The sequence below is a fragment of the Methylorubrum sp. GM97 genome (assembly GCF_024347855.1).
GTDB lineage: Bacteria > Pseudomonadota > Alphaproteobacteria > Rhizobiales > Beijerinckiaceae > Methylobacterium > Methylobacterium extorquens.
Genome location: NZ_AP025942.1, coordinates 4377032 through 4390858, shown reverse-complemented (window position 1 = coordinate 4390858; position 13827 = coordinate 4377032). Strand labels below are relative to the sequence as shown.

11 protein-coding genes and 1 pseudogene are annotated in these 13827 nt (G+C 70.6%); 2 read left to right on the top strand and 10 right to left on the bottom strand.

Translation table 11 applies throughout. From position 1 onward, the window contains the following. Positions 1 to 30: 30 nt before the first annotated feature. The 10 genes and pseudogenes from MSPGM_RS20515 to MSPGM_RS20470 form a co-directional block, all read right to left on the bottom strand. On the bottom strand, positions 31 to 1716 hold the full coding sequence (locus MSPGM_RS20515) for a methyl-accepting chemotaxis protein (RefSeq protein WP_015824204.1): 1686 nt from the start codon (positions 1714 to 1716) through the stop codon (positions 31 to 33). 205 nt (positions 1717 to 1921) lie between these two features. Further along, on the bottom strand, positions 1922 to 3085 hold the full coding sequence (locus MSPGM_RS20510; RefSeq protein ID WP_043766516.1) for an alpha/beta fold hydrolase: 1164 nt from the start codon (positions 3083 to 3085) through the stop codon (positions 1922 to 1924). Further along, entirely contained in the window at positions 3085 to 4590 is a 1506-nt protein-coding gene (glpK, locus tag MSPGM_RS20505) for a glycerol kinase GlpK (RefSeq protein ID WP_015857376.1), read from the bottom strand. The genes MSPGM_RS20510 and glpK overlap by 1 nt, the downstream gene beginning before the upstream one ends. A gap of 87 nt (positions 4591 to 4677) precedes the next feature. Next, positions 4678 to 5217: an ankyrin repeat domain-containing protein gene (locus MSPGM_RS20500; RefSeq protein ID WP_015857375.1), complete on the bottom strand. Its 540-nt coding sequence runs from the start codon at positions 5215 to 5217 to the stop codon at positions 4678 to 4680. Between the two features lie 70 nt (positions 5218 to 5287). Beyond that, a pseudogene (gene bchE / locus MSPGM_RS20495) lies at positions 5288 to 6821 on the bottom strand (magnesium-protoporphyrin IX monomethyl ester anaerobic oxidative cyclase). 89 nt (positions 6822 to 6910) lie between these two features. Continuing rightward, positions 6911 to 7621, bottom strand: coding sequence for a di-trans,poly-cis-decaprenylcistransferase (locus MSPGM_RS20490; protein WP_003599612.1), 711 nt, complete (start codon positions 7619 to 7621; stop codon positions 6911 to 6913). 71 nt (positions 7622 to 7692) lie between these two features. Further along, positions 7693 to 8136 carry a transcriptional regulator gene (locus MSPGM_RS20485; RefSeq protein WP_003599614.1) on the bottom strand — a complete coding sequence of 148 codons (444 nt, stop codon included), beginning with the start codon at positions 8134 to 8136 and terminating at the stop codon, positions 7693 to 7695. Continuing rightward, positions 8123 to 8800, bottom strand: coding sequence for a hypothetical protein (locus MSPGM_RS20480; RefSeq protein ID WP_003599616.1), 678 nt, complete (start codon positions 8798 to 8800; stop codon positions 8123 to 8125). Before MSPGM_RS20480 ends, MSPGM_RS20485 begins: the two co-directional genes overlap by 14 nt. A gap of 78 nt (positions 8801 to 8878) precedes the next feature. Next, positions 8879 to 9361, bottom strand: a complete 483-nt coding sequence (locus MSPGM_RS20475; RefSeq protein ID WP_003599618.1) for a VOC family protein — start codon at positions 9359 to 9361, stop codon at positions 8879 to 8881. A 25-nt stretch (positions 9362 to 9386) separates the two neighbouring features. Further along, positions 9387 to 9782: a DoxX family protein gene (locus MSPGM_RS20470; protein WP_003599620.1), complete on the bottom strand. Its 396-nt coding sequence runs from the start codon at positions 9780 to 9782 to the stop codon at positions 9387 to 9389. 122 nt (positions 9783 to 9904) lie between these two features. Here MSPGM_RS20470 and MSPGM_RS20465 point away from each other — a divergent pair, with 122 nt between their 5' ends. Continuing rightward, positions 9905 to 10816, top strand: coding sequence for a LysR family transcriptional regulator (locus tag MSPGM_RS20465; RefSeq protein ID WP_003599622.1), 912 nt, complete (start codon positions 9905 to 9907; stop codon positions 10814 to 10816). A gap of 206 nt (positions 10817 to 11022) precedes the next feature. After that, complete coding sequence (uvrB, locus tag MSPGM_RS20460) at positions 11023 to 13773, top strand: excinuclease ABC subunit UvrB (RefSeq protein ID WP_003599624.1); 2751 nt, start codon at positions 11023 to 11025, stop codon at positions 13771 to 13773. Positions 13774 to 13827 lie beyond the last annotated feature (54 nt).

Here is a 13827-nt window from a genome sequence, read left to right as displayed (position 1 = left end):
GGGCAGAGCCCTGGAAAAGCGGTTCCCGCCTCAGGCCGCGCGAACCGTATCGAGGAACCGGGACACCTCCGCACCGAGATGCTCGGACTGGCGCGACAGCTCGGTCGCGGAGGCCAGCACCTGGGCGGCGGCCGCCCCGGTCTCTTCGGCGGCACCCGCCACGCTCGCGATGGTGCGGGTGACGGATTCCGTACCGCCCGCGGCCTGGGCGACGTTGCGCACGATCTCCTGGGTCGCCGCGCCCTGCTCCTCGACCGCGGCGGCGATGCCGGTGGCGACGCCGCTGATCTCGCGGATGCGCCCGCTGATGCTGTCGATGGCCGCGACCGCCTGACCCGTCGCGCCCTGGATGCGCCCGATCTGCCCGGTGATCTCGTCCGTGGCCCGCGCCGTCTGGTTGGCGAGTTCCTTGACCTCCGCCGCGACCACGGCGAAGCCGCGGCCGGCCTCGCCGGCCCGCGCCGCCTCGATCGTGGCGTTGAGCGCGAGCAGGTTGGTCTGGCCGGCGATGGTCGAGATCATCGCCACCACGTCGCCGATCCGCGCGGCGGCCTCGGAGAGGTCGCGCACGAGGATCGCCGTCTGCCCGGCCTCGGCCACCGCGGCCTGCGCCAGGGAGGCCGAGCCGTCGACCTGCCGGCCAATCTCCTGCACCGAGGCGCCGAGTTCCTCGGCCGCGGCGGCGACGGTGCCGACATTGGAGGCGGCCTCCTCGGCGGAGGCGGCCACCGTGCCGGATTGCCCGGCGGTCTGGCTGGCATTGGCGGTCAATTGCTGGGCGGTGGCCTGAAGCTCGGTCGCGGCGGCGGTCACGCCCGCAATGATGCCGCCCACAGCGCGCTGGAAGTCGTCGGCCAGGGCGCGCGCGGCGGCCCGCCGCTGCGCCTCGGCGCCGGCGCGGGCGGCCTGCGTCTCCTCCTCCAGGGCGCGGGTGCGGAGCAGGTTGTCCTTGAACACCTGCACCGCTGCGGCCATGGCGCCGATCTCGTCGCCGCGCCCCCGTCCCGGTACGGCAACCGCCGCGTCGCCCGCCGCGAGCGCGCCCATCGCCCCGGTCATCCGCGTGATCGGCCGCGAGATCCCGAACCAGCCGAACAGGGCGGCGGCGAGCGCCGAGAGCAGGGTCACGGCCATGGCGATCCAGGCGGAGGCGGTGGCGGAGGCCGCGCTGCCGACGGCGCCCTCGACGCTCTGCTTGGCGCCCCGCTTGTTGAGGGCGAGATTTTCCTGAAGCGCCTTGGTCGCGGATTGCGCGAGGCCCAGAGCCTCGGGCCCGGTGAGCAGGGCCAGCGCCTCGGCCCGCCGCCCCTCTCGCATCAGGGCGACGATCGCCTCGACCCGACCCGAATAGGTCGTCCAGGTCGAGGCGAAGCGCTCGTACAGCGCCCGCTCCTCGGGCGAGGCGATCAGCGGCTCGTAGGCGCGCCGCAGGGCTTCGAGGGCCGCCTGGCTCGCCCGCACGCTCTTCTCGTTCTCGGCGAGCAGCTGGTCCGTCGGCGAGGCGGCGACGTAGCGGTAGGTCTTCACCCGCTCGTCCCGCGTCGCGGTGCTGATGTCGCCGAGCAATCCCACCGAGGGCAGCCAATTGTCGGCGATGTCGCGGACTTCGTGATCGATGTTCGAGAGCTTGATGACGCTCATCCCGCCTTGGGCCGCAGCAACCACGGCCAGAAGGCTGAACGAGCCCGCCAGGGCAGCCTTGAGGGAAACGCGCATTATGGATCCGGGGGTGTGGTTGGCCTCTTGAGATGCCCCACCCTGCAACGCAATACTTAAGGTTCTCTCGATTTCTGCAAGAAAGTGCATGCGGCGGCCGGCGCCACCGGCTCGGATAGGCTGGCCGCCGTATCACGACGGCCTGTGGCAGGCTCCGATGGATGGCTTTCGGCGCCGGCTCCGCTCGGCCGGCGGCCCGGCCCCTCTACCGGCTGCCCTCCGGCCGCTCCGACGAGCTCTCCTTCTCCGTCGTCGCCTCGGGCTGTCTCACGAATTCGGCGAGGTAGCCCTTCCACAGACCCGCGAAGCGCAGGGATTGATGGCCGTGCGTCTCGGGCGAGGTCGGAACCAGCACGAAGCGGCCGTCCTTCACCCGCGCCAGCGCTGCGTTCATCACGTCGAGCTGGGGCGGGTTCAGCTCGTCGTCGGCGAAGTTCACCGCGAGCACCTTCGCGGTGATCTTTTCGAGGTCCGGCGAGGGGTCGTAATCGTAGGAGGAATCGAACCAGTACAGCCAGTCGTTGGCGTCGGCCTTGTTCTCGTAGCCGGCGATCATCTTGTCGTAGGCGGTGTCGGCCGCCGCGCGGGTCGGGGCCTGCTTCTGAAGGCCGAGCACGCTCTCGGTCATGATGTTGAAGATCGGCAGGATGCGGCCGAAGCTGCGCGGCTGCGCGGTGTACTCGCCGCCCTTCCAGTCGGGATCGGTGCGGATGCCCTCGATCAGGAGGCGCCGCCACAGGGCGTTGCGCCCGCTCACCGGGATCGGCTGGCTCGCCACCGCCATCAGCAGGTCCATCTCGCCGGGATAGCGCTCGCCCCACATCCAGGCCTGCATCCCGCCCATGGAGGTGCCGAGCACGAGGCGCAGATGCTTGACGCCGAGCGCCTCGGTGACGACCCGGTGCTGGCCCTCCACGACGTCGCCATAGCCGTAGCGGGGGAAATGCGCCTTGAGGCCGTCGGAGGGTTTCGAGGAGCCGCCGCGACCGAGCCCGTCGGGCAGGATCACGTACCAGCGCCGCGCGTCGAGCGGCGCGCCTTCGCCGAACAGCTCCGGCCCGAGCGTCGGAATCAGGAAGCTCTTGCCCGTGCCGGTGGTGCCGTGCAGGACGAGCACCGCGTTGTCGATCTCGCCGTCCGCGCCGCGATGCGGCGTGCCGAGGGTGGTGTAGTGCAGCTTGACCCGATCCAGGCTCTCGCCGCTCGCGAATTTGAAGTTCTCGACGACGTGGTCGCCCTCCTGCTGGCCGGGATAGGCGGCGGCCGGCGCGGCCATGGCCGCGATCGGAGCAAGGCCGGCGGCGAGCGGGGTCAGCGCCAAGGCCGATACCAGTAGAGCGGTCCGAAGCGAGCGTATCCGAGCACCCATCAAGCGTTCTCCTCGACCCATCCGAACGAGCGTTCTACGGCCCGGCTCCAGCCGGCGAACAGTGCCCGACGTTCTTCTGCCTGGATATGCGGATGCCAGCGCTTGTCCACGGCCCAGTTGTCGCGAAGATCTTCGAGTGTCTTCCAAAACCCTGTGGCGAGGCCGGCGGCATAGGCCGCGCCCAGGGCCGTCGTCTCCGAAACCTTCGGGCGCAGGGTCGGCCGGTCGAGGATGTCGGCCTGGAACTGCATCAGCAGGTCGTTGACGGTCATGCCGCCGTCGCAGCGTAGTTCGGCGATCGGACAACCGGAATCGCGCTCCATCGCCTCCAGCACCTCGCGGGTCTGGTAGGCGGTGGCCTCCAGGCAGGCGCGGGCGATGTGGCCGCGATTGGCGTAGCGGGTCAGGCCGATGATGAGGCCGCGGGCGTCGTCGCGCCAATGCGGGGCGTAGAGGCCGGAGAAGGCCGGCACCACGTAGACGCCGCCATTGTCCTCGACGCTGCGGGCCAGCCCCTCGATCTCGCTCGACGCGCCGATCAGCCCGAGATTGTCGCGCAGCCACTGCACCAGGGCGCCGGTGATGGCGATGGAGCCCTCCAGCGCGTAGGCCGGCGGGCGCCTGTCGAGCCGGTAGGCCACGGTGGTGATGAGCCCGGCGCTCGATGCGACGGGCGCGGGGCCGGTGTTCATCAGCGCGAAGCAGCCGGTGCCGTAGGTGTTCTTGGCCTCGCCCGCCGAAAAGCAGGTCTGCCCGAACAGCGCCGCCTGCTGATCGCCCAGAATGCCGCCGAGCGGCACGCCGGGAAACGGGTCACGGGCCTCGCCGAGCACGGCGCTGGAGGAGACGATCGTCGGCAGCACCGCCCGCGGGATGCGGAACACGCCGAGCATCGCCTCGTCCCAATCGAGGGTCGCGAGCGACATGAGCTGCGTGCGGCTGGCATTGGTCACGTCGGTGACGTGGAGCCCGCCATCCGGGCCGCCGGTGAGATTCCAGACGAGCCAGGAATCGATCGTCCCGAACAGGGCGGTGCCGTCCTCGGCCTTCGCCCGCGCGCCCTCCACGTGGTCGAGCAGCCAAGCGAGCTTGGAGGCGGAGAAGTAGCTCGCGAGCGGCAGGCCGGTGACGGCGCGGAAGCGGTCGCGCCCCCCGTCGCGGGCGAGCGCGGCGACGGACCGGTCGGTGCGGGTGTCCTGCCAGACGATGGCATCGTGCAGAGGCTCGCCGGTCCGCCGGTCCCAGAGCACGGCGGTCTCGCGCTGGTTGGTGATGCCGATGGCGGCCAAATCCCCCGGCGCCAGCCCGGCGCGGGCCAGCCCCTCACGCATCACCGCATGGGTGTTGCGCCAGATCTCCCGCGGGTCGTGCTCGACCCAGCCGGGACGGGGAAAGATCTGCTCGTGCTCGCGCTGGGCCTGCGCCAGGATCGTGCCCCGGCGGTCGAACACGATGAAGCGCGTGCTCGTGGTGCCCTGGTCGATCGCCCCGACCGCATCCGGCATGGCGTCCCTCCCGGCGTGTCTCGCCTCCGGGGTTCTTTCGCCCGGCTCGCGCCCGATCCTACACGAGGCTGGGCGCGCCGAAACCGGTCAGCCCGCTCGGTCCCCTTGCGCCCGTTCCAACTGAGCCGGCGTGTTCTGCGCCCCCATCTGCCGGGCCATGTCGGCGGCGCTCATCCCCGAAGCGTCGCGCCTGGACGGGTCTGCGCCTTGGGCGAGCAGCAGATCGACGATCTCGGTGCGGTCGAACATCGCCGCCACCATCAGCGCGGTGCGGGTGCCGTCGCCGGCCCCGTCGACCTGCGCGCCGTGCTCCAGCAGCAGCCGGACGATGTCCGCATCGCCCTTGAACGCAGCGCCGGCGAGCGGGGTCTGGCCGCGATCGTTGGCGAGTTCGGGATCACCCCCGGCTTCCAGAATCACCCGGGCCGTCGCCGCCTGGCCGTTATAGGCGGCGAGCATCAGCAGGCTGTCGCCCTTGTCGTTGCGCAGGTTCGCCGGCAGCCCCTGGCCGAACAGCTCGGCCAGTTCCTCCGCATGGCCCATCCGGGCGTACTGGAAGAGGCGCGCCGCGAAGGCGAGGGTCTCGTCGTCGAGGGCGGGGGGCGCAGCGTTCGGATCGGCCTGCATCGGAATCTTTTTTGGAAGCTTCGGGACGGGATTGGTCCCGTGCATGTGGCGTTTGCGGGGCTTCGTCCAGTCAGGCGGCCTCGCGACCAGCCGGATGGGATCGGGCCGCGGCGCGCACGGCCATCGCCTCCTCCCGCTCTTGCCCCCTGCCCCAGAACGCCGCGACCGTCGGGCCCGTCCGTGTCAGCGGATCGCGCAGCCAAGCCAGGATCTCGTGGGGCCAGACCCGCCGGCCCATCCGCGTGTACCAGCGCATGGCGTGGCGCAGGCGGGGATCGCGGTTCAGGTAGATGCGCGCCAGCGCCTTCGGGCGGGCCTGAAGGATCACCTCGATCAGCTTGAACCAGAGCAGCACCCGCCAGGGCGGCATGTGACGGGTGGCGAGCACCTGATGCTTGTAGTCCCACCGCCGCCGGTCGAGCTGGATCACGCGGCGCTCCTCGGCAAGCCGGAAATAGGGCGTCCAGCGATGCGGCGTGACGTAGAGCATCTGGATCTGGTCGGGGTCGTAGGCGAGGAGCTGCCGCAGGCCGCGCCAGTAGTCGCGGTCGCGCTCCTCCTCGAAGCCCACCACCCAGGTCGCCATGGAGAGGATGCCGTTCGCCCGCAGGAGGCGGATCGCCTCGCGGTCGGTCGTCGTGGTGGCGCCCTTCCGGATCAGGTCGAGGGTGGCCGTATCGGTGCTCTCGAGACCGAGCAGGAAGCGCTCCCACCCGGCCCGCTTGTAGAGCGGCAGGATGTCGGCATCGCGCACGATGTCGTCCGCCCGCGTCGAGCCGACCAGGATGAGATCGACGTTCTCCGCAATCAGCGCTTCCAGGAAGGTGCGCCAGACCTTTTTCGAGACGGTCGGATTCTCGTCGGCGAAGTTGATCACCCGCACGCCGTGCTCGCGGTGAAGCCGGGCGAGTTCGGCGGCGAAGCGGACGGGATCGCGGTGGCGCCAGCGGGTCCAGAAGCCGCGCTGGCCGCAATAGGTGCAGGGATGCGGGCAGCCGCGGGAGAACTGGACGACGACCGCACGCAGGCCGCCCCAGTAGCTGTAACGGGCATGGTCGATCAGCTCCCAGCCGATCCGGTAGGCGTCGAGATCGCGGATCAGCCGGGCCGGCGCCGTCTCGCGGATCGCGGATCGCGTCGCCATCGCGGTAGGCGAGGCCGGGCACGGTGCCGAGGGGCCGTCCCGCCGCGAGCGCCGCCATGAGCCGCCGGGCAGTCTCCTCGCCCTCCCCGCGCACGATCGCGGCGACGTGGGGCTCGGCCTCGAGAATCTCGCGCCCGTGATAGGTTGGGAAGACGCCACCGTAGACGATCGTCACGCCCGGCATCGCCGCGGCCACCCGCGACGACACCTCCGCGATGACCGGGTGCCCCGAGGTCGAGCCGGAATGACCGAACAGGACCGCCTCGGGTGCCTGCGCCACGATCTCCCGGACGAGGTCCGGCAGCGGCACGGGTCCGAACTCGGCGTCGATGAGCGAGACGGCATGCCCGTCATCGATCAACGGGCCGCCGATGGCGAGAAGACCCAGCGGAGGCAGATGGTCGTCGGGGATCCGGCTGCCGATCGCCGGATGGGGCACGTTGACGAGCAAGATCTTCATCGTGTGCACCGGACATGAGCGAGGGTTCGCAGAACCGGACGAATCCTGCGTCGAGACCACCCGGGCAGCCGGGCCGTGGCTGGGGCGTGTCAGGCGGCCTGCGGCACCGCGGGCGGGTTCAGTCCGCCGAACCGCCGGTCGCGGGCGGTGAAGTCGGCGACGGCCGCAGCGAGGTCGGTGGCGCCGAAATCGGGCCACATCCGGTCGGTGAAGTGCAGCTCCGCGTAGGCCGCCTCCCAGAGGAGGAAGTCGGAGAGCCGCTTCTCGCCCCCCGTCCGGATCAGGAGATCGACATCCCCGTCCGCCCCCAGGGCCTCGCTCAGGCCCTCGCGGCTGAGCCCCTCCGGCCCGAGCCGGGCGGCGGCGGCGAGGATCGCATCGCGCGAGGAGTAATCGACGGCGATGCGCAGGTGCAGCCGGTCGCCCGACGCGGTCGCGGCCTCGGCCCGCTCGATCGCCTCCGGGATGCCGGGCGGCAGGCGGTCGCGGCGGCCGATCACCGTGAGGCGGGTGCCGCTGCGGGCGAGCCGATCGGTCTCGCCGCGCAGATAGGCCCGCAACAGACGCATCAGCCCGCCGACCTCCTCGGCCGGGCGGCGCCAGTTGTCGCTGGAGAAGGCGTAGAGCGTCAGCGTGCCGATGCCGAGAGCGGGGGCGGCCTCCGCCACCCGCTGGATCGTCTTGACGCCCGCCCGGTGGCCCGCACCCCGCGGCAGGCCGCGGGCGCTCGCCCACCGACCGTTGCCGTCCATGATGATCGCCGCGTGGAGGCCTGATCTGCGATCGAGAGGGCTTTGCATCGTAAAGTCTCCGGGCGAGGTGCGGGACAGGCGGGGGATGCGGCGTTCGGTGGGATGTCGGAGTGCGGTCGTCAGACCGGTTTGGCGAGGCCGGAACGGTCGTGGCCGGCGGGCCGGTCGTCGGCGGCCTGGGACCGGCCGGCAGCGTTCTGCGGCCTGCCGGCGGCATTCTGTGGCCTGCCAGCGGCTTGCGCGGCGTCGCGCACCACCTGCTCCAGCACCCCGAGATAATCGAGGAAGCGGGTGCGCCCGGAGGGCGTCAGGCGGCAGAGGGTCTGCGGCCGGTTCTGGTCGTAGCCCTTCTCCAGGCTGACGAGGTCGGCCTCCTGCAGCACGGCGAGGTGGCGGCTGAGATTGCCGTCGGTGAGCCCGCACAGGCGCTTGAGGTCGGGGAAGGCGAGGCCGCGGGGATGCGAGACCAGGGAGGTCAGCACCGAGAGCCGCGCCCGCTCGTGGATGATCCGGTCGAGCCCCTCGTAGGAGAAGCGGGCGTCGCTGCGATCAGAGGTCGGCATCGGCGTCTCCGTCGGCAGATCCGTCAGTCGATCCGTCAGTCGATCCGTCACCTGGGCCCGAATGGCGGTGGATGATGATGGCGACGAGCCCCTGCCCCACCGCGAAGGGCACGCCCATCAGCCAGGGCGAGAGGTGGCGCGTCTCGCTGGCGAGCGCCAGCACCGTGAGTCCGGCCAGCAGGTACCACGCTCCCGCCAGCGGCACGGAGCGGGGCAGGATGCGGGCGGAGGCGAACAGGCCGAGCCCGACCAGAACCTGCCACAGGCCCGGCAGCATCCAGAGCTGGTCCGGCGCGAAACGGGCGAAGACGAGCCCCAGACAGAGGCCCGCCCCGCCCGCGGGCAAAAAGCCTTCGATGGCGTTGAATACCATCGCGTCGGCCAGCCCCGAATGGACCCGGCGCGAGCGGCGCACCGCCTCGAACCCGATCAGGAGGCAGGCGGTGACGGCGGCGGCGACCCACAGGCCGAAGAAGACGACCGGCCGCGCGGTCGGGTCGTCGAGCAGCAGGGCCTGGGCCCCCGCGACGACGAGGGCCAGAGCGCCGGTGGCCGCGAGCGTGGCAGAGCCGAGCCCGCGGAACGCCGTGTCCCGCGCGATCTGCATCCGGATCGCGACGATGTCGGCCAGGGCCCTGTCGAGGTCGCCGTGGGTCTCACGCATGGGGTTCAGCTTCCCGCGTCGAAGCGTGCTTTGCATTGCAAAGTACACGCGGGTGCAGAGCCGTCAAGCGGAGAAGCGTCAGGCTTCCGCCCGCAGGCCCGCGAGGTCGAGCCGGCGGGTGACCATGGTGAGATCGCCCTTCCCGTCCCGCGGCCACTCGGCCTCCGGGCGGTCGCGGTACAGTTCGACCCCGTTCCCGTCGGGATCGCGCAGGTAGAGCGCCTCCGACACGCCGTGGTCGCTGGCCCCGTCGAGGGAGAGGCCGGCCGCCTCGACCCGGCGCAGGGCGTCGGCCAGGGCCGCCCGGCTCGGGTAGAGGATCGCGAGGTGGTAGAGCCCGGTCGTGCCGGGCGGCGGCGGAGGGCCGCCCGCGCTCTCCCAAGTGTTGAGGCCGATATGGTGGTGATAGCCGCCGGCCGAGACGAAGGCGGCTTGGGCACCGAAGCGCTGCATGAGGGCGAAGCCGAGCACGCCGCAATAGAAGCCCAGTGCCCGTTCGAGATCGGCCACCTTGAGGTGAACGTGGCCGATGCGGGTGCCGGGATGGATCGGTTCGCTCATGGTCCCTCTCCCGATGGGTTTCGTCTCACGCCCGCCGCAGGGCGTAGGCGCCGTCGCCGAGCCCGGCCTGGACCAGCAGCATCACCGCCCAGAAGCCCGCGAACTCCCAGCCGCCGCCCGGATTCTGCGCGAAGAAGCCGTTGGCGCCGTGCACGGTGACGATCGCGCCGATCAGGATCGGGACCAGGGCCAGGGCGACGAAGCGGGCGTAGAGGCCGAGGATCAGGGCGAGGCCGCCGACGGCTTCCGCGGCGATCACCCCATAGCCGAACGCGGGCGGAAGGCCGAGCGAGCCGAAGAAGGCGGCGGTGCCCGCGGGCGTGAACACGAACAGCTTCAGCCCGGCATGGGCCAGGAACAGGCCGCCGAGGGTGAGCCGCAGCAGCAGGGCGGCGTAGGGGGCAGTGCGGGTGTCGGTCATGATCGTCTCGAAGGTGTGCCGCGATCGCGGGCGTTTACGGTGACCGGACCATGCCTTTCTCAGGCGATTGCGATAATTCGCGTTCGCTGCCATTCACCTCACTCTGAGAGAGTGAGGCTGTCGTGCTCGACCGCGTGACGGGAATGCAGGTCTTTTGCCGCGTCGCCGCACTCGGCAGCTTCTCGGCCGCCGGGCGGGCGCTCGGCCTCTCGCAGACCGGGGTGACCAAGCATGTCGCGGCCCTGGAGGCGCGGCTCGGAACGCGGCTCCTGCACCGGACGACCCGCCGCCTGACGCTCACCGAAACCGGCCGGACCTATCTCGAGGCCTGCGAGCGTATTCTCGCCGAGATCAACGACGCGGAGGCGGCGGTCGGTGCCGAAGGGGTCGAGGCCCACGGCACCCTGCGGCTCAACGTGCCGCTCTCCTTCGGCGTGCGGGAGATCGCCCCGGCGCTCGCGGCGTTCTCCGCCGCGCATCCGGCGCTGACGATCGAACTCGGCCTCAACGACCGGCGGGTCGACCTGATCGAGGAGGGGTGGGATCTCGCCGTGCGGATCGGGACCCTCGCCGATTCGGGGCTGATCGCCCGGCGTCTCACATCCAGCCGCCTCGTGGCCTGCGGCGCGCCCGCCTATTTCGAGCGGCACGGCACGCCGCGCCGGCCCGAGGAGCTGAAGAACCACAATTGCCTGGGCTACACCCTGTCGGATTCCAGCGGCTGGCACTTCGGCGAGCAGGCCTACCCGGTCTCGGGCAACCTGCGGGCGCCGAACGGCGCCGCCCTGACGGCTGCGGCCGTGGCCGGCCTCGGGCTGATCTACCAGCCGACCTTTCTGGTGGCGCAGGCCCTGCGGGCGGGAACGCTCGTCCCCCTCGATTTCGGCACCCCCTCCCCGGTTCTGCCGATCCACGCCCTGATGCCGCCGGGCCGGCGCCCGGCCAAGACGCGCGCCTTCGTGGAGTTTCTGGTGCAGCGGTTCGCGGGCGAGCCCGCCTGGGAGCGGGATCTGCCGGAGGCGGTGCGGCGGTGAGGCCATCGGCCGGTGATCACGCCGCATCTGCCGCGATCCGCCGCGGCCGCTCCGCCTCGGTCAGGCCGAGATCGACCATTTTCATGGCGCCTGACCCGATGTGAGATTGTCCCGAAGCCGGTCTGGCCCAAAACGGCCGCAAGCCGGGACAATCTTGGGCCGTTCGGACTCTTCCGGAGACCGCCCGACGGGCCCATATTGCCGCCATGCCCGCACCCAAGACACCGCGCGTGAGTCCGGCCAAAGCGCCTGCCAAAGCAACGGCCAAAGCGCCCGCCAAGGCGACCTCGAAGACGACGGCGAAGGCCGACCGGCCCGAGCTGATGCCGCTCGACGAGCATCTCGCCGCGCTGCTCAACCCGGCCCTCAACCGCAACCGCCTGAAGGCGGTCGAGCCCGAGCCGGAGACGCCCCGGAAGGGACGCGGACAGAAGGGCGAGGCGAAGGCCTACAAGAAGATTGCGCAGGACGGCTTCGCCGAGGCGCCGCAGGCGGGCTTCGCCATCGGCGACGCGGCCGACGTCGATCCGCGGCTGGCCCAGGCGCTGGGCCTCGTCCCGCCCGACGACGGCCCGGCACCGGAAACCGCGCCCGATGCCGAGACGCCCTCGCTTGCGACGGAGGGCGTCTCGGCCACGGTCGAGGCGCTGGAGCGGCTGCTCGTCGAGGGCAACCCGCTGTTCAAGAACGGCGAGGCCTGGGTGCCGCACCGGCCCGAGCGCCCGGCCAAGTCGGAGGGCGGCGTGAAGTTCACGCTGAAATCCGAGTTCACGCCCGCCGGTGACCAGCCCACCGCCATCGCCGCCCTGGTCGAGGGCGTCCGGACCGCCGAGCGCGATCAGGTGCTGCTCGGCGTCACCGGCTCGGGAAAAACCTTCACGATGGCCAAGGTCATTGAGGAGACGCAACGCCCGGCCCTGATCCTGGCACCCAATAAGACGCTGGCGGCGCAGCTCTACGGCGAGTTCAAGAGCTTTTTCCCGGACAACGCGGTCGAGTACTTCGTCTCGTATTACGACTATTACCAGCCCGAGGCCTACGTGCCGCGGTCCGACACGTTCATCGAGAAGGAAAGCTCCATCAACGAGCAGATCGACCGGATGCGCCACTCGGCCACCCGCGCTCTGTTGGAGCGGGACGACGTCATCATTGTCGCCTCGGTCTCGTGCATCTACGGTATCGGCTCGGTCGAGACCTACACGGCGATGTCGTTCACCGTAAGCCTCGGCGAGCGGATCGAGCAGCGCCAGCTCATCGCCGACCTCGTGGCCCTTCAGTACAAGCGCATCCAGTCGGACTTTGCCCGCGGCACCTTCCGGGTGCGCGGCGACGTGATCGAGCTGTGGCCGGCCCACTTGGAGGATCGCGGCTGGCGCATCGGCCTGTTCGGCGACGAGATCGAATCCATCGTCGAGTTCGATCCGCTGACGGGCAAGAAGCTCAACGAGCTGAAGTTCGTCAAAATCTACGCGAACTCGCACTACGTCACGCCGCGCCCCACCCTCCAGCAGGCAATCAAGGGCATCAAGACCGAGCTCAAGCTCCGCGTCGAGGAGTTGACCCGGATGGGCCGCCTGATCGAGGCGCAGCGGCTGGAGCAGCGCTGCACCTTCGACATCGAGATGATCGAGGCGACCGGCGCCTGCAACGGCATCGAGAACTATTCGCGCTACCTCACCGGCCGCAAACCCGGTGAGCCGCCGCCGACCCTGTTCGAGTACCTGCCCGACAACGCCCTCGTCTTCACCGACGAGAGCCACGTCACGGTTCCGCAGATCGGCGGCATGTACAAGGGCGACTTCCGCCGCAAGGCGACGCTGGCCGAGTACGGCTTCCGCCTGCCCTCCTGCCTCGACAACCGCCCCCTGCGGTTCGAGGAATGGGACGCGATGCGCCCGCAATCAGTCCACGTCTCGGCGACCCCGGCCAAGTGGGAGATGGAGCGCACGGCCGGCGTCTTCGCCGAGCAGGTCATCCGCCCCACCGGCCTGGTCGATCCGGTGATCGAGATCCGCCCGGCTCGCTCCCAGGTCGACGACCTGCTGGGCGAAGTCCGCGAAGTCGCCCAGGCCGGCTACCGCACTCTGGTGACCACGCTGACCAAGCGCATGGCCGAGGATCTCACCGAGTATCTGCACGAGAACTCGGTGCGGGTGCGCTACATGCACTCCGACATCGACACCCTGGAGCGCATCGAGATTATTCGCGACCTGCGCCTCGGCGCCTTCGACGTGCTGATCGGCATCAACCTGCTGCGCGAAGGTCTCGACATCCCCGAATGCGCGCTCGTCGCCATCCTCGATGCCGACAAGGAAGGGTTTCTGCGCTCCGAGACCTCGCTGATCCAGACCATCGGCCGCGCGGCCCGCAACGCCGATGCCCGCTGCATCCTCTACGCGGACAACATCACCGGCTCGATGGAGCGGGCGATGGCCGAGACCGAGCGCCGCCGCCAGAAGCAGCTCGCCTACAACGAGGAACACGGCATCACGCCGCAATCGGTCAAGCGCGGCATCAGCGACATCCTCGAGAGCGTGTACGAGCGCGACCACGTTCGCGTCGATACGGGGCTGGCCAAGGACGCGATCACCGTCGGCCACAACCTCAAGGCGGTCATGGCCGACCTCGAGAAGCGGATGCGCGCAGCCGCCGCCGATCTCGACTTCGAGGAGGCGGCGCGGCTTCGCGACGAGCTCAAGCGCCTGCAGGCGACCGAACTCATGGTCTCCGACGATCCCATGGCCCGGCAGGGCGACATCGAGCGCGAGGCCGGCCGCTACGGTCAGAAGGGCAGCCGCATCTCGAAGCCCACCCTCGACAATATGGGCCCGGGCACCGACCGCGAACTCCCGGCCGACGCCGTGCCCTGGCAGGAACGGCCGAAGGCGCGCTCGACGCAAGGACTCGGCGGCCAGAAGCCCCGCTACAAGGGCGGCGGTGGACGCAAGCGGGGGTGAGGGCGCGCGACGGCGGAACCTCGGCCGTCGCCTGCGATTGGCTCTTCAGATCCT